This is a genomic window from Dietzia sp. NPDC055877 (genome assembly GCF_053615975.1).
The window spans coordinates 127,583-143,302 of sequence record NZ_JBSHCV010000001.1 but is presented as its reverse complement, the minus strand read 5'-3'; the positions used below and the strand labels follow the sequence as shown (position 1 = coordinate 143,302).

General features: G+C 67.1%; 11 protein-coding genes. 4 read left to right on the top strand and 7 right to left on the bottom strand.

All coding sequences use genetic code 11. The features are described 5' to 3' along the window. Positions 1-58: 58 nt before the first annotated feature. The 3 genes from ACWGLC_RS00675 to ACWGLC_RS00665 form a co-directional block, all read right to left on the bottom strand. Entirely contained in the window at positions 59-2,209 is a 2,151-nt protein-coding gene (locus ACWGLC_RS00675; protein ID WP_452098110.1) for a PTS fructose transporter subunit IIABC, read from the bottom strand. Between the two features lie 87 nt (positions 2,210-2,296). Continuing rightward, complete coding sequence (locus ACWGLC_RS00670; protein ID WP_452098109.1) at positions 2,297-3,256, bottom strand: 1-phosphofructokinase family hexose kinase; 960 nt, start codon at positions 3,254-3,256, stop codon at positions 2,297-2,299. Further along, positions 3,253-4,032: a DeoR/GlpR family DNA-binding transcription regulator gene (locus ACWGLC_RS00665; protein WP_452098108.1), complete on the bottom strand. Its 780-nt coding sequence runs from the start codon at positions 4,030-4,032 to the stop codon at positions 3,253-3,255. The genes ACWGLC_RS00670 and ACWGLC_RS00665 overlap by 4 nt, the downstream gene beginning before the upstream one ends. A gap of 139 nt (positions 4,033-4,171) precedes the next feature. On the opposite strand from ACWGLC_RS00665, the gene ACWGLC_RS00660 reads away from it, so the two are divergent. Next, the gene (locus tag ACWGLC_RS00660) at positions 4,172-5,941 is read left to right on the top strand and encodes a putative PEP-binding protein (RefSeq protein WP_452098107.1); all 1,770 of its coding nucleotides are present in this window, start codon (positions 4,172-4,174) and stop codon (positions 5,939-5,941) included. Between the two features lie 220 nt (positions 5,942-6,161). Here the strand turns inward: ACWGLC_RS00660 and ACWGLC_RS00655 are convergent, their stop codons facing one another. The 4 genes from ACWGLC_RS00655 to ACWGLC_RS00640 form a co-directional block, all read right to left on the bottom strand. Beyond that, on the bottom strand, positions 6,162-8,339 hold the full coding sequence (locus ACWGLC_RS00655; protein ID WP_452098106.1) for a bifunctional lysylphosphatidylglycerol flippase/synthetase MprF: 2,178 nt from the start codon (positions 8,337-8,339) through the stop codon (positions 6,162-6,164). A 193-nt stretch (positions 8,340-8,532) separates the two neighbouring features. Continuing rightward, complete coding sequence (locus tag ACWGLC_RS00650; protein WP_452098105.1) at positions 8,533-9,081, bottom strand: L,D-transpeptidase; 549 nt, start codon at positions 9,079-9,081, stop codon at positions 8,533-8,535. A gap of 232 nt (positions 9,082-9,313) precedes the next feature. Further along, the gene (locus ACWGLC_RS00645; protein WP_452098104.1) at positions 9,314-10,150 is read right to left on the bottom strand and encodes a hypothetical protein; all 837 of its coding nucleotides are present in this window, start codon (positions 10,148-10,150) and stop codon (positions 9,314-9,316) included. Between the two features lie 158 nt (positions 10,151-10,308). Continuing rightward, positions 10,309-11,217, bottom strand: a complete 909-nt coding sequence (locus ACWGLC_RS00640) for a glycosyltransferase (protein WP_452098103.1) — start codon at positions 11,215-11,217, stop codon at positions 10,309-10,311. Between the two features lie 535 nt (positions 11,218-11,752). Between ACWGLC_RS00640 and ACWGLC_RS00635 the strand changes: the two genes are divergently transcribed. The 3 genes from ACWGLC_RS00635 (at position 11,753) to ACWGLC_RS00625 (ending at position 15,701) form a co-directional block, all read left to right on the top strand. After that, positions 11,753-12,649: a LysR substrate-binding domain-containing protein gene (locus ACWGLC_RS00635; protein WP_452098102.1), complete on the top strand. Its 897-nt coding sequence runs from the start codon at positions 11,753-11,755 to the stop codon at positions 12,647-12,649. Positions 12,650-13,684: 1,035 nt separating this feature from the next. Continuing rightward, positions 13,685-14,914 (top strand): cation:proton antiporter domain-containing protein, encoded by a 1,230-nt coding sequence (locus ACWGLC_RS00630; protein ID WP_452098101.1) that lies wholly within the window; start codon positions 13,685-13,687, stop codon positions 14,912-14,914. Then, positions 14,904-15,701: a PrsW family glutamic-type intramembrane protease gene (locus ACWGLC_RS00625; RefSeq protein WP_452098100.1), complete on the top strand. Its 798-nt coding sequence runs from the start codon at positions 14,904-14,906 to the stop codon at positions 15,699-15,701. The genes ACWGLC_RS00630 and ACWGLC_RS00625 overlap by 11 nt, the downstream gene beginning before the upstream one ends. Positions 15,702-15,720: the final 19 nt, after the last annotated feature.

The window sequence follows — 15,720 nt, the reverse complement described above, 5'->3', positions numbered from 1 at the left end:
TTCGGGGTCTGATCGGGCCGGGTTTCGGTCGAGCCGGGTTCCGGTCGGGAGGGAAAGGTCAGGCGGCCACGGTGGCCGGGGCGACAGCCGGTGCCGGCTCGCGGCGGGCGGACTTGGCGATCACCACGGCCGCGCACGAGACCAGCATGCCCGCGAGGATCGCGACGAGGTAGCCCCACACCGGGTTGATCGCGAACAGCACGAAGATGCCGCCGTGCGGCGCGTACGACTCGACCGAGAACGCCATGATCAGCGCACCGGTGACGGCGCCACCGGCCATCATCGACGGGATCACCCGCAGCGGGTCGGCGGCCGCGAACGGGATCGCGCCCTCGGTGATGAAGCTGGCGCCCAGCAGGAACGCGGCCCGGCCGTTCTCCCGCTCGGCCTCACTGAACAGCCGCGCGCGCACGACCGTGGCCAGGGCCATCGCCAGCGGCGGGACCATGCCCGCGGCCATCACGGCGGCCATGATCTTGAGCGATGCGGCATTGTCGATCGCCAGCCCGGCGGTGGCGAACGTGTACGCCGCCTTGTTGACGGGCCCACCGAGGTCGAAGCACATCATCAGGCCCAACACCACGCCCAGCACGATCATGGACGAGCCGGTCATGCCGTTGAGCCACGACTCCAGCCCCTCGGACACGGCGGCGAGCGGGCGTCCGAGCAACAGAAACATGAGCAGGCCGATCACCAGCGAGCCCAGCAGCGGGATCAGGACGACGGGCATGAGCCCGGCCAGCCAGCGCGGCACGTTCCACGAGGTCATCCAGCGCACGAGGTAGCCGGCGACGATGCCGGTGATGAGCGCGCCGATGAAGCCGGCGTCGAGTGACACCGCGATCGCGCCGCCGACGAAGCCGGGGGCGAGCCCGGGCCGGTCGGCCAGCCCGTAGGCGATGTAGCCGGACAGGACGGCGATCATGAAGCCCATCGCGGCCTGCCCGATCGCGAACAGCACCGCACCGATGTAGAGGCTCAGCCCGGTGCGCGAGAGCACTTCGGCCCCGGCGGTGCCCGCGGTGACGATCTCGCCGTCGAGCGCCCAGATCTCCCCGGGCAGATCGGTCAGCGAGAAATCGGTGGCGAGCGACTGCCAGACATAGGCGACGTCGTAACCGCCGAAGAGGAAGCCGAGAGCCATGAGCAGGCCGCCGGCCGCGACGAACGGGATCATGTAGGACACGCCGGTCATCACGGCCCGCTGCAGGCCGCGCGCCCAGTGCTCGTTCGCGCCGGAACCGCCGGCCTCGGCGCCGGAGCCGCCCGAGTCGCCGGTGACGGTACGCGCGTTCGGGTTCCGGGCCGCGGCGACGGCGTCGTCGAGCACCTCCTCGGGCGCGTCGATGGCCTTCTTCACGCCGTACTCGACCACGGGTTTGCCGGCGAACCGGCCGCGGTCGCGCACGCCGACGTCGGTGGCGAACACCACGGCGTCGGCGGCCTCGATCACCGCCGGGTCGAGCGGGGTCGCACCGGCGGATCCCTGGGTCTCGACCTGCAGGTCGATGCCGCGCGCCGTGGCCGCCTGGGCCAGCGAGTCGGCGGCCATATAGGTGTGGGCGATGCCGGTGGGGCAGGCGGTCACCGCGACCAGCCGGGTGGTGGATCCGCCGCCGCCCGAGCCGACGGAGGTCGCCGTCACTGCGCCTGTCGTGGCCGCCGCGCCTGCCGCACCCGCGGCGGCACCGGACTGGTCGGAGGAGGAGGGTGACGACGACGATGACGATGATGACGACGACGAGGCCTCCTCTGCCGGAGACAGCACCCCCTGGATCACGTCGACTGCCTCCTCCGGCGTCGCCGCCGCCCGCAGCGCCGCCACGAACTCCGCACGCACGAGGTTCCGGGCGAGGGTGGCCAGCAGCTTGAGGTGTTCCTTCCCGCCGCCGGCCGGCGCGCCGATGAGGAACACCAGATCGGCGGGCCCGTCCTTCGCGCCGAAGTCCACGGCGGGGTCGAGCCGGGCGAACCCGAGGCTGGGCTGGTCCACGGCCTCGGACTTGCAGTGCGGGATCGCGATCCCGCCCTTCATCCCGGTGGCGGCCTTGGCCTCGCGGGCCAGCAGGTCGGTGACCATCGTGTCGAGGTCATGGGCGCGGCCGGCGTCGACAAGGGCCCCGGCCAGCGACCGGATGACCTCCTCCTTGCTGCCGCCGAGATCCGCGTCGAGCCGCACGGTGGCGGTCTCGATGATCGGGTTGTTCATGGCCGTACTCCGTGTCCTTGGTAGGGCGAGGGGGTGGGTCTTGTCGGGTCGGTGTGGGTGGACCGGCTGCCGGGCGGGACGCGCTGTTCAGTCGAGTCGGCGCAGCGTCGCGCGGAGGGTTGCGGGGTCGAGGCCGAGCGGCAGCCCGGTGCCGGGCAGGGACGCGGCGACGCTGCCGTGGCAGACCGCCCACTCGAGGCGCTCCGCCGGTCCGAGTCTGCGGGCCTCGGCCAGCAGGTAGCCGGCCAGCGAGGAGTCGCCGGCACCGACGGTCGAGCGAACGCGCACGGCGGGGGCCTGGACGAACCAGGCCTCGTCGTCGTCGACGAGAACCGCGCCGGCACCGCCCAACGTCACCAGCGCCGCACCCACGCCCTTGTCGCGCAGGGCGCGGGCGGCCCCCACGACCGGCGCGAGGTCGCCCGCCGCGGCGCGCTGCTCCAGCTCGACGCCGTCCACGCCGGCGAGCTGGCCGAGCTCCTCGCCGTTGGGTTTGACCAGGTCCGGGGCGGCCTGGGGGAAACGCGCGGCGAGGGCCGCCAGCGGAGCGTCGGAGGTGTCGACGGCGACGCGGACGCCGGCCGCACGGAGTTCGATGACCAGGCCCGCGTAGAAGTCGTCCGGCACGCCGCGCGGCAGCGACCCGCACAGCACCACCCACGAGGCCTCCCCCGCGAGATCGGCGACGGTGGTCCGGGCGCGGTCGAGGGTCGCCGCGTCGAGTTCGGGGCCGGGGGCGTTGATCTTGGTGGTGGTGCCCTCGGGGTCGACGGCGGTGAGATTGACCCGCACCGCCCCGTCGGCCGGCACGACGGTCGTTGAGACCTCGGCGGCGGCGCACATCGAGACGAACGGGTCCTCGGCCGGGGCCGGGAAGACCGCGCGCGCCGCGGTGCCGCCGGCGGCCACCACCCGGGCCACGTTGACGCCCTTGCCGCCGGGGGAATCGTCGATCTCCGCGATGCGGTTCACCCCACCGACCTGGAGCGGCACCGGCAACGTGGCCGTGCGGTCGACGGACGGGTTCATGGTGAGCGTGACGATCATGGCAGCAGGACCTCGATTCCGCGGGTGTCGAGCGCGGCGGCCAGCGCGCCGGTGGGACGGGTGTCGGTGACCAGGATGTCGATGCGGTCGAGGTCGGCGAACGAGACCAGGAAGTCGCGGCCGAACTTGCTCGAGTCGGCGAGGAGGACGACGCGGCGGGCGGCCCGGCAGATTGCCGACTTCACCGCGGCCTCCTCGGTGTCCTGTGTGGTCAGGCCCCGTTCCGCGTCGAGGCCGTTGGTGCCGATGAAGGCAACGTCCACGCGGATCGCGTCGAGGGCCCGGAGGGTCTGGGAGCCGACGCAGGCACCGGTCAGGCCGCGGGCGGTTCCGCCGAGCAGGTGCAGGGTCTCGCGCCCGGCGCGGTGGATGGCGTCGGCCAACGGTACGGAGTTGGTGATGAGAGTGAGTCCGCGTCCCTCGGCGGGGCTGCCGGACATGGCCTCGACGAGACATGCGGCGGTGGATCCGGCGTCGAGCAGGACGGTCCCGCCCACGCCCGGAAGCAGTGGGAGGGCGGCCCGGCCGATCGCCGACTTGGCGTCAACGTTCTCGGCGCGGCGGGCGGCCAGCGTGCGCTCCATGCGGCCGCCCGGGACCGCGGGGACGGCGCCGCCGTGGGTGCGCTCGAGCAGGCCCTCGGACTCCAGTGCGGACAGGTCGCGGCGAACGGTCTCGGCGCTCACATCGAGCTGGGTCGAGAGCTCGGCGACGGTGACCCGGCCGGTGGCGGCGAGGGACTCGGCGATGTGGCGTCGTCGCTCGCTCCCGTACATCGGGCTCCACCCTCCACTCGTGACCGTTTGTGTTGATGTTTGCCCGATTCGGTTGGAAAGTCAAGTTGTTTTAGTTACTCTCGTCACAATCCTAGTATTCGACGTGGGTAGCCGTGCCCGATCTCCTAAGGAGAGCCCTATGGCCCTTGACGCGCAGACCGGAACGACGATCCGAGGAAACGGGAGGGTGCCGGGCCTCGCCTACGGGGTGGCCCGATGGGTGCAGCGCGCTGAGTTGGTCAGCCCGGGCACGACCCGCGACGGCGCGGCTGCGGACGGAACCGCCGCCGCCGCCACCGCCGCCGCCGCCACCGCCGCGCCGGATGCCGAGCAGGTCGAGCGGGAGCGGCAGCGCTTCGTCGACGCCGCCGGCACGGTGAGCGCGCGGCTCGACGCGCGGGCGACGGCCGCCACCGGCGTATCTGCCGAGGTGCTCGCCGCCAACGCCGTGCTGGCCCGGGACCGCGGCTGGGCCAAGGCCGTGGGCAAGGAGCTGAAGAAGGGGCTCGGGGTGGAGGCGGCCACTCTCGCCGCCACCGAGACCTTCGTGGAGATGTTCACCAGGGTCGGCGGCCGTCAGGCCGAGCGGATCACCGATCTGCGGGACATCTGTGCACGGGTGATCGCGGAGCTGCGCGGCCTGCCCGAGCCGGGGATCCCGGCCTTCGACCAACCGGGCGTCCTGTTCGCCGACGACCTCGCCCCCGCCGACACGGCGGGGCTCGACGCGGTGATGGTGCTCGGGATCGTGTGCGAGTTCGGCGGGCCCACCTCGCACACTGTGATCATCGCCCGCGACCTGGGGATCCCGTGCGTGGTCGGGGCGTCCGGCCTCACCGCGATCGAGGACGGGACCCCCGTGCTGGTCGACGGCGGCAGCGGCACCATCCAGGCGGAGCCCGACCCGCAGGCCGCCTCCGCGGCCGCCGCCGCGGACCGCGAGCTGCGGGACAAGGCGGCCGCCTGGGCCGGGCCCGCCGCCCTCGCCGACGGCCACCCGGTGGACCTGCTGGCCAACGTCAAGGACGGGGAGGGCGCGGAGGACGCGGCACGGGGACCGGCCGGCGGGATCGGACTGTTTCGCACCGAGATGGCGTTCCTCTCGCGGCCCAGCGAACCGAGCGTGGAGGAACAGGCGGAGCTCTATGCCCGGGTCCTCGGGGCGTTCCCGGGCGCCAAGGTCGTGACCCGGACACTGGATGCGGGCTCCGACAAGCCGCTGGCCTTCACCGGGATGCCGGACGAGGAGAACCCGGCCCTCGGGGTTCGCGGGATCCGCGTGGACCTGCTCGACCGCGGGCTGGTCGACCGGCAGCTCGACGCCATCGCCGAGGCGGGCCGCCGGGTGGGCGCCGCCCAGGAGTCGCCCTGGGTCATGGCCCCGATGATCGCCACCGTCGACGAGGCCCGCGACTTCGGCGAACGCTGCCGCGAGCGAGGCCTGACGCCCGGGATCATGGTCGAGGTGCCGGCGGTGGCGGTGGCCGTCGATCGCTTCCTGCCCCACGTCGACTTCCTGTCGATCGGCACCAATGACCTCACCCAGTACGTGATGGCCGCCGACCGCATGTCCTCCGGGCTGGCCGCGCTGAACGACCCGTGGCAGCCCGCCGTGCTCCGGCTGATCCACCGGGTCGTCGAGACCGCCGCTGCCTCCGCCGCGGGAGGGACCGGCCGGATCGTGCCGGTCGGCGTCTGCGGCGAGGCCGCGGCCGACCCGCATCTGGCGATGGTGCTGCTGGGTCTCGGCGTCAGTTCGCTCTCGGTGGCGCCGGCGGCCCTGCCGTTCGTGGGCGCCGCGCTGGCCGAGGTCACCCTCGAGCAGTGTCGCGAGTTCGCGACGCTCGCACTGGACGCCGACACCGCCGATACGGCCCGGGCCGCCGTCCTCGCCGTGGTCCGGGATTGAGCAGACTCACTCGACGGCTTGGCTCTCGACGTGCCGCCCGCCAATCGGTTGCAAGACACCGCCCCGCGATTGCCGGACATAATGTGCGAAATTCCAGCTCGGATCGCACCTGACGTCGTGCAACCGGAGATCCATGTCTGGCAACTGCGGGCAGGGGGGCGGTCGGCGGGGCGGTAACGGTCGGTCGGCGCGAGGCAGGGTGCGAGGCGCGGGCGCCGACTCAGACGTCGATGGTGTCCGAGGAACCGGAGCGCGCCAGCGCCGCGAGCTGACGGGTCGTGGCCCCCGGCAGGTAGGCCCGGCCGATGGCCAGCCCGATGCGCGGCAGGTCCGCCTCGTCGCGGAAGCACAGGTAGACGGGGTCGATCCGCGGATTGAACTTGGCCTTGAAGTGATGCAGTGACCGGAACCCGTAGTAGGGCTCGAGCGCCTGACCGAGCAGGTCGAGTCCCCGGTCGAGGACAGCCATGTCGGCGTTGTCGTCGTCGCCGCCGCTGTGCGCCAACGGCGCGCCCGACAGTGACAGGAAGTCCGCACCCTCCTCCTTGTACTCCAGCGCCGAGCGGGCGATGAGGAACTCGACCATGTTGTTGGCGCCGGGCCCGTTGCGCTTACGCATGAGGTCCAGGGTCCAGCCGCGCGCGCCGCCGGAGGGCCCGCCGCGGTAGACCGGCAGCCACGACAGCGCCGCCTGGACCACGCCCTCGGCGTCCACCGCGAGGGCGATGCGGACGTCGTCGTCGAGCGCCTCCTCCACCGTGCCGAGCGTGAAGCCCATCTCGGGCAGCTCCTTCTCTCCCACCCACTGCTCGGAGATCTCCCGCACCTGCATCAGGATCTCCGCCGGCTGGTCACGCAGCAGCCCCGAGATGTAGGTGGTCCCGTTCTTCTGCGCCTTGTTCATGGCGGTGCGGATCTTCTGCCACTTCTTGCCGGCGAACTCCAGGTCCGGCAGGTCCATGAGGGTGTCCTCGGCGATCTGCAGCGCCCGCCAGCCCTTCCCGCGCATGGTTTCGGCGGTCTCGCCGGAGACGGAGAACAGGCAGGGGACCGCGGCCTGGGACTCGGCGAAATCGACGAACTCGGCCAGGAGCCGCGCACGGTCGGCGGGTTCGGCGACCGGGTCGGCCAGGCCGATGACCGTCCCGACGTGCATGCGGTAGCCGACCACGCCCGCGGAGTCGTCGCCGCCGGGGCCGAAGAAGTAGTTCATCGGCTGCCACGTGATCATCCACGACATGGTGCTGCCGCCGTACCGCCGGATGAGGGCGCGGACGCGGTTCACCACGTCGTCGGGATGGACGGTGGATCCGGTGACGCGGCGGCGCAGGCGGACACCGAACGCGTTGCGGCCGGCGATGAGCAGGATCGCCTCGCCGGCCCACAACAGACCGGTGCCGAGGGTGACGGCGCCGATGGACTCGAAGTCGGCGGCGACGACCAGCCCGGTGATCACGAACGTGCTCAGGGTGGTGAGCACGGCGTACGCGAGCGCCACGGCCCAGGCGGCCCGGTAGCCACGGCGCAGCAGTTCGGCGGTCACGGCGGCGACCAGCACCGACAGCAGCATGCTGGCCAGGCTCACGTCGTCGGCCTCGGTCGGGCCGAGGGGGCCGTCGGAGGGGATGAAGTAGACCACCACGTGGACGGCGGCGATGAACCACATGCCCGCCGAGACCACCAGCCGGGTCTCGCGGCGGGTCCGGGGCCGCAGCCCGCGCTCGCCGCTCGAGAAGAACTTCTCGCCGACAGCCAAGAACACCCCGAAGGCGATGAGGTGGGTGAGGTCCGCCAGGCTCCCGACGAACAGGAACGAGACAATCACGTAGCCGTACAGGATGGCCCGGGCGCGCAGTCGCCACGGCGAGACGAGGGTGGCGGTGGCGGCGGCCAGGACCGAGACCACCGCGGTAGAACAACCCACGTCCAGCACGAGTGAGAGTTCGGTGGCCCAGGCCCATCCTACGGCGTGGCCGGGGACGATCACGGCGAACGCCCCGAGCACCCCGAGAAGCTGCCCACCGATCGCGGCGACCAGGGCACGCACCGGCCCGAGCCGCCACTCGCCCACGCCGATGCCGACCGCCACCAGCACGATCAGCGACGCGTGTTGCAGTGGCGTGTGTCCGAACCACGGCCCGGCGCCGAGCGTCCACCACCGACCGCCCTCCAGGGCGGGCAGGCCGTAGGCCACACCCTCGAACCAGCTGGCCCGGTAGGCGTGACGCCACAGGGCCTGGAACACGATGCCGGTGACGAGGAGCGCCGACACGAATGCGGCGGTGACAGGTAGTCGCCGCGCGGCCGTCACGACCAATCCGCCCGCCCGGGCCAACGGGGACGGTGGGGTGGGCGCGGCGGGTTCGTCGGTGCTTTCGGCGACCTTGTCGGTGCTCACGGGTTCCTTCCGGGAGGGTGAGAGGTGCTCGCCGGCTGGGGCCGGTCCTGGACTTACTTTATGCGGGACGATGCGCCACAGGCATCCCGCCGCCTGGTGTCGGTTGCTTTTCGTCCGCGCTGGCGTGCGGGTGCCCACAGGTACAGGATCAGTCGAGGAATGGAATTGGTGCGCACGGCCTTTTCGCCGACACTCAGAATGCGACTACTTCGTCGCCGACGCGCAACTGGTCAAAGAACTGGGCCGCCGCCTTCTGTCCTAAGTGGATGCACCCGTGTGAAGGCTCATCGAGTCGACCTTCGTGGAATGCCATGCCACTGGTGGTGAAGTAGGTGGAGAAGGGCATCGGCGAGTCGAAGATTCGGCTGTGGTCGTGGCGGACGTGACGCAGGACTCGGTGGGAACCGAGCGTGGTCTCGTACCCCGGTTTCCCTGTGGTGATCGGCACTGGACCATAGGTAATGCGACTGTCAGTTTGTAGCCAGGCTCGCTTTCCGCTGACATCGATACAGGCTCTGGCGGTGGGCGGGCATTCGGGCTGAGGGGGCATCGAGGTGTCGAATGGTCCGCCTGGCCCGAACCCTGAGAGCGTCTCTTGTGTCTTATGATGCACGTCAGCTACAGCAAGTGGGCCGCCGGCCAGTACATCGCGGGCTACAAGGTCAGTATCGGTCAGGTTTGCAGGCTGGCCTTGCTTCAGAAGGGCTTGCTGAGCAGCAGTTCGGACCATCGCCGCATCCACATCGGCAGGTTTTGGCCGTTCTGATTGGACGGGCGCCGTCGCGATGCGCTCCGATATCACAGCAGGCTCTGTGGGGCCGATGGTGCTATTTCCATTGCTGACAACAGAGCAAGCTACGGCTCCCCCTAGGAGTGCTGCGGCGCACAGAAGAGCGAGTCGAGTTTGCCCTCTGGGGAGGGCTCCGAAGGGTTGTCGCGTCGGGAAGGGCATCGAGAACACGCGTCCTTTCGATTCACATGAGCGGCAAATCGTTGGAGGGGGTTTGGAGGCTGATCTCTCCGCGGCAGACGCCCCACCGGCGTCCATCTACCACGGAGTACCAAGCGTCTGCGATGACGATCTCGTTGCCGCCCCTCTCGATCGATGGTCGCGCGACAAGCGCAGATCGATACAGCCCGTTCCCGACTGAGGAATGGCGAGAGAGCAAGGGCTCCCGGGCCACGTCGAATGACAAGCCCTCCTGCGAGGTGGCGAAAAACAGGTCGCCTCCCTCATTTGAGGTGCTGTCGGCGATGACCATCCAGAATTGCGAGCCGACGTGGCACACGTCGATATGCCACGGCAATCGTCCGTCAGGAAGGTTGATGTCGCAGTTCGTGGGGGCACCCCACGGGCCACAGGGATTGCCAGACTCACGACGCTGCACAACCTTGCGGTTTCCGTGTCGGACAAATTTGACGGTGTACATGACCCATTGTGTGCCCGAGCGGCATACGGTGGGCGACAGAATGCGCTCTTGGTGTTGCGGTAAGCGGAGCGCATGATCGAACTCTGACCATTGAGATCCGTCGCTGCTAGTGGCGTGCAGAATGGTGTCATAACCGTCATTGGTGCGCCGGTACCAGAGGTGGAGAGCAGCGCCATCGAACGCCAAATGGGCATCCGAGTTATGCGCCCTGCCCGGGGGCTTGGGTGCGACCGGATTAGTTGCTCCAGCTGGAATCTCCCAGGTGGCACCATCGTGGGAGGCATAGATGCAAGGATTCTCGATGGAGTCGTCGACCCCGTCATAAGGCGTGCCGGCCATCCAGTATGAATAGCCCGAGATTCCTTGTGGGATGAACACCACGCTGGGGTGAGTCATTAGTCCGGTTCCGCAAGGCGTGAGGAACTTGAGAAGCTGGCCGCCATGAGTGCCGACACATCTGTCCGGGACGGCCACGAATGAGTCACTCGCTGCAGTATTCCTGCTCTCTACCTCTGACTGTCCTTTGAGCGAAGTTGGCATTATGAGCTCTTTGCAAGGCTCGGACACGCAGAGAAACCAGGCCAGTCCGACTCGACCCAGTGTGTCACTTCTGAGACTGGGGAGTTGAGGGCGTCGGGCCGGTGGAACAGCTTTGTGTAGGCAATCTTGAGAAGTGGGCGAGGTAGCTTCCGGAAGAGTTGACGTGCTGCGTAGTTCAAAACCGCTCGTGGCGCGGATATTAACCCGAGACCGACGAGATTGCGTTGCATCTGTCTCTCGGACGCGGAGAACCGCTTGTCGGTGCGCCTGTCATACATGGTCTCCTGCGCATGGACGAGGACCAATGCCTGATCGATGCTGTGAAGCAGATACCCGTTAGCGATCAGGCGAGCGAACAAGTCGTAGTCTTCCATGAAATGGAGGTCTCGAACATTGCCGACCGCCAGTACGGCGTCGCGATCAAAAATCGTACTCTGATTGTTGAGAGGGCTGTTCAGTCGGGCGTACTTGGCTATCGCAACGTGCGCACTGGGTAGTCGTCGTACTCGAACAATATTGGTCGGATCTCCAACGAACTCCAGCATTGCGCCGCCGACGGCGGCGTAGCGTCCCTCGACCACCGCGGGCCATTGTTTCGCGAACCGGTCCGGCATCATGATGTCGTCAGCGTCATGACGTGCCACCCATCGATGTTGAGCTTGCTCGAAGGCGGAGCGCATCGCCGCAGAAACCCCTTGGTTAGTTTCGAGTGCGATGACACTGAGCCGTCCATCAGATCGCTTCTGATTGTTCAAGAACTCTGATATTTCGCTCTGTACGGGGCCATCTAATACTACGAGTATTTCTCCCGGCGGGAGCGTCTGAAATTCGATACTTCGATATGCTCTTGTGAATTCTTCCGGAGAAACACCGATATAGACAGGTAGAACGCAGGTTAAAGGGATCATCTTCTCTCAGTTCGTTGTGGGTATAACCAAGCACTGCGACGGTTCGCACAACTTGCGGCGGCGAAGTCGGGGCAGCCGGAGCTTCCTCGCTGTGGGTCGAGGCCTTCGGTGTGGATCACGTACGTTGCCTATTCCTCGCGCAGGGCAGCCGGATCTGGTTGCCCTACCTGACCCTCTACTTGTAGGACGCTCCGGTGCTTAGTGTTTCTGAGCCAACCCTTACCGGGGACTTACGTCCGAGGACGGTACCGCTGCCAGTTCGCGGTTGCAGTCCGACGGGCAACGATCTGCCCTTGCCGGGCCATCAAGTCCTGGCGAGCACCCCTTGACTTGAACGGCGGCGGGTTCGTTCGTGCTGGTAGGGGGCGCTAGAAAGCCCTGTCACAAGCGGAGCTTGTGGTGGCTACGGATCCTCTTGTAGTGCGGGCGCGGGGGCGTTTTCTGGCCTGGGCCTGACTGTCAGCTTCTAGCATGGGCACAGGGTCTGTAGAGAGCCTGGGAAGTGAGGACTATACAAATGTAGAAAGGACCGTCGTTGCTTGACCTGCGCAAGCTCGAGTATCTAGTCGCTGTAGCTGAAGAAGGATCTCTCACTGCTGCCGCCCAGCGTCTTCACCTATCGCAGCAAGCCTTGTCCGGCTCGATGCGCGCACTAGAGCGAGAGGTTGGGGTCGAGCTCTTCTCCAGGCGTGGAGGCGGGGTCAAGATGCTGCCGGCCGGGCAGGCATTGATTGAAGACGCATCCGTCCTGCATGGCCTCGCGAATGCGGCGGTGCTTCGGGCTCGTCGAGCGGCAACCAATTCCCTGGCGACGCTTCAGATCGGCCATACGCCAGCCATCACTGTGCTCGAGGTGATGCAGCTGATTCATCGCGTTCGGAAAGTGATCCCTGATCTATCTACAAACGTCAATCAGCGGTATCCAGGTGAGCTTGAGAGCGGGGTACTCAATGGAGAGATCGACGTGGGTCTGTGTCGCGGTATGAAGCCCAGGCTCGGCGTGACCCGTTCAACTTTGGGGTCGCACCGCCTTCGAGTCGCCGTCTCCTCCGAGCATCACCTGGCTACGAGGGAATCTATTCAGCTTAGTGAACTGGCAGCAGAATCCATCACGGTTTGGGGCCATCCCGGGCAGTCTGGCTACACAGACCATCTTATCCAAGTGTGCAGAGAAGCGGGCTTCAGCCCGCATGTACGCCGCAACCCGATTCAAGGCACCCCGCCAGTCACCGCAGTGATCGGAACATCAGGTGTCGCCTTCGTGACTGAGCCGCCTGGGATTGCTGCTGGTGGTCTTGTCCGCGTTCTTGAGTTGACGCCCCCCATCCACGTCCCGTTGTTCGCAATTTGCGCTCAACACATCAAGTCCGCGGCACGTGACGAGTTTTTCCAGGCCGCATCTCAAGGCGCGCCGCTACAGGGCTCTGACTGAAGAATCTGCCAGCTGTGAACGGCTGGCGACTAGAAACTAGCGCTACCTTCTCGGGTCGACAGATATGAGGACCAAGTGAACACGAAACATAGATTGCTGATCTCAGTCGGAGCTCTGCTGCCGCTCGTCGCAGCCGGCTGCGGATCGAAGCACGAGGAATCGTCGGGATCGCACACGGCATCGTCTTCGCACGTAGTCTCATCCCGCGCGTCGGAGCCGCCGCCTCGGATGCCGATCGGTGACGTGGACTGCGGAGTTTTGCACGACAGTAACGGGGCAGTCGCGCACGTCATCGCGTTCGCAAACGGTTCAGGTCGCGCGGGTTGCACTGATGCGCTCACGGTCGCCCACGACTACCTCGGCGGGGCAACAGGGCAGAGGCCTACGACTGTTGATGGCTGGCACTGTCAGCCTCAACCCGATGCGACGATCCCGCACGTGTGCTCCGCATCGGGACTGGTCATCGGATTGCGCGGACAGGCGGCTCCAACATCGCCACCACCGCCAGCCCCCGCCCCGGTCCACACGTTGCACCCTGATGTGCAACCAAAGGTCGCAGGGCCTGAGCACGTTCACCCCGCGCCCCCGCCTCCTGCAGCGCACGTCGCGGGGGAAGAGACGACTAATTGTGGTCCCGTCAAGGACGCAGGTGGGAACCTGCGAGGGGTTGTGGCAATGGGTACGCAAGTTGGACGCGTGGGCTGTACGGAAGCGATCAACATTGCCGCCGAGTACGCAACAACTATTGGCACATCCGACAACATGACGGTGAGTGGCTGGCGATGCCGGCCGCACTCGGAGGGCAGCATTTCTCAAGTCTGTGAGAAGGAAGGGCTGAAGATCGGTCTTCAGAACGCCTAGTGTCGCGCTTCTGAAGTCGGTTTAGGGTTCGGTTTCGCGAGGACGTCCTCGGCGCTTTTCGTCCAGCCTAAGGGACGGGGTCGCCATCCGGCTCCCCGAGCGGTCGTCCGTTCGCCATAGTTCCCCTACCGGTGTTGAGGCCAGATTTCATCGGACACGCTTCGAGGTCACGGAATGCACCTAACGGCTCTGTTGCTCGTCGCGGCCGCGGTCGCCGCCGTATGGTCGCTCTTCGCCACTCGCCTGGCCCACTGGCGCGTCGCTCCCGCGCTGGTTCTGGCAATCGCCGGTGCGGCCACCGCGCAAGTGTCCAGAGTGGAACTCTCCACCGCGCTCGCGTTGCCCACCACCGAACGCATAGTCGAGATGGTCCTTGCCCTCTTGTTATTCGTCGACGCGACTGAGGTCAAAGGCGGACTGCTCGGGCACGACCGACGCGGGGCCCTCAGACTACTCCTGATTGGGCTTCCGCTGTCCCTCGCCGCGGCCACGGCACTCGGCGCTTTCCTGTTCCCAGGGGGCGGGCTGGCGATTCTCGTACTCCTCGCCTGCGCCGTTATGCCCACGGACCTGTCTGCCAACGGGTCGCTGTTCCGAAACCGTGCTGTGCCCCGGCGGGTCGGCCGACTGTTGAATGTCGAGAGCGGCTACAACGACGGCATAGTGGCGCCGATCTTCGTCTGTGCGCTCGTACTCATCGAGCAAACATCGGGCGAGCGGGAGTTCTGGGACGCGGTGGGCGAGGGGATCTACTCTACCGCGGTCGCCATCGGCATCGGTGGGGCGATCGGGTTCGTGGCAGCATTCGCCGCAAACCGAGCCCTGGCGCGCTCGCTGACATCCACACGGGCGTTGGGGATCACCGTCATCATGGTCGCCTTGTTGGCATACGGGGGCGCGGTCCTTCTCGAAGGTAACGGGTTTGTCGCGGCATTCGTCTGCGGCATCACATATCGCGCGGCCCGCACGGTGCAGGAGCTCGGTGGCTCCGAGCTGGAGTTCGTGGAGGACGTCACGCTTTTGTGCAACGTTGTGATGTGGTTCGGCTTCGGACTGTTGATCGACTACCTGTTGGACCTCGGCTGGGCGGGGTGGCCGGTAATCATCTTCGCGCTCGCCGCAGTTACTGTCCTGCGCGCCGGCCCAGTCATGCTGGCGCTCACCGGTCGCTCCTACACGCGGCGCGAGAAGACACTGATCGCATTTCTCGGTCCGCGAGGCACGGCCTCGATCGTGTTCGGCCTGCTCGCCTGGATAAAGATCCCTGACTACTTACTTGACGAGGCCTCGCTCGCGCTGCTCGCTGTGGCCTGGACCGTGGTGCTGAGCTTGGTCGTCTACTCGATTGCGGCGATCACGCTCGGTCGACAACGCAACAGAACAGGGGCTGACGTTGAGCACTGACATTGATACGCCGGAAGGCGCATCTTCGATATGGCGACGCGTCGCCGTATCAGGGGCGGGTGGCAAAGTGCTCGCCGTGCTTTTTCTCGTGGGAGCAGCCATGTCGCTGGTCGGGCTTTCCGACATGGCTGATGTGGGAGTTGCAGGCAGTGCGATTGCACTTGCCGCCGCTGCCTTTCAGGCAGCTCTTCTCTACCTCGTGGCCCGCTTCGCGTTTCCGCCGAGAGCGCTGACGCGAGACGAGATCGTCTGGATGTTGCTCTGGGGTGCGCTCGCGGCAACCGGTCTCGCCGGAGCCCTTAATAGTCTCGGGCCGGGCGCTGCAATGGCGCCGTTCGTTGAAGAATTGATCAAGCTGGTCGGCGTCGTAGCCGTTCTTGTGATCGGCGCCCGAACGCCGCTCCGGGGGCTCGCGCTCGGGTTTACGGCAGGCGCGGGGTTCGAGGTGTTCGAAAACCTGCAGTACGCGATCTCACCGAGCGACGGTGATTCCGGGGTTGCCCAAGAACTCACCACCATCGTCTCACGAATGCTCGTGGGATTCGGTTTCCACGCCTTCACCGTGGCGATAACCGGCGCAGTAGCCGGATACGTCCTCTGCCGATTCAACACATTGCTGCGATACGAATTCGCAGTCGCCCTGGTCGGCGCGGTCGCTGTTCATGCTGTGTGGGATCTGGCCCCATCACTGGAGACCGTCGGCTACGTGCTGATGACGATCGACTACGTCCTGCTCGTAGCTCTCTTCGTCGTCACCGTTCGGCGAATCCGACGCACAATGGCCTGATTCCGAGCTACATTAGCCC

Excerpts from the sequence above, each read along its gene's own strand:
- ACWGLC_RS00675 (WP_452098110.1), bottom strand. The coding sequence starts at position 2,209 with ATGAACAACCCGATCATCGAGACCGCCACCGTGCGGCTCGACGCGGAT.
- ACWGLC_RS00670 (WP_452098109.1), bottom strand. The coding sequence starts at position 3,256 with ATGATCGTCACGCTCACCATGAACCCGTCCGTCGACCGCACGGCCACG.
- ACWGLC_RS00665 (WP_452098108.1), bottom strand. The coding sequence starts at position 4,032 with ATGTACGGGAGCGAGCGACGACGCCACATCGCCGAGTCCCTCGCCGCC.
- ACWGLC_RS00660 (WP_452098107.1), top strand. The coding sequence starts at position 4,172 with ATGGCCCTTGACGCGCAGACCGGAACGACGATCCGAGGAAACGGGAGG.
- ACWGLC_RS00640 (WP_452098103.1), bottom strand. The coding sequence starts at position 11,217 with ATGATCCCTTTAACCTGCGTTCTACCTGTCTATATCGGTGTTTCTCCG.
- ACWGLC_RS00630 (WP_452098101.1), top strand. The coding sequence starts at position 13,685 with ATGCACCTAACGGCTCTGTTGCTCGTCGCGGCCGCGGTCGCCGCCGTA.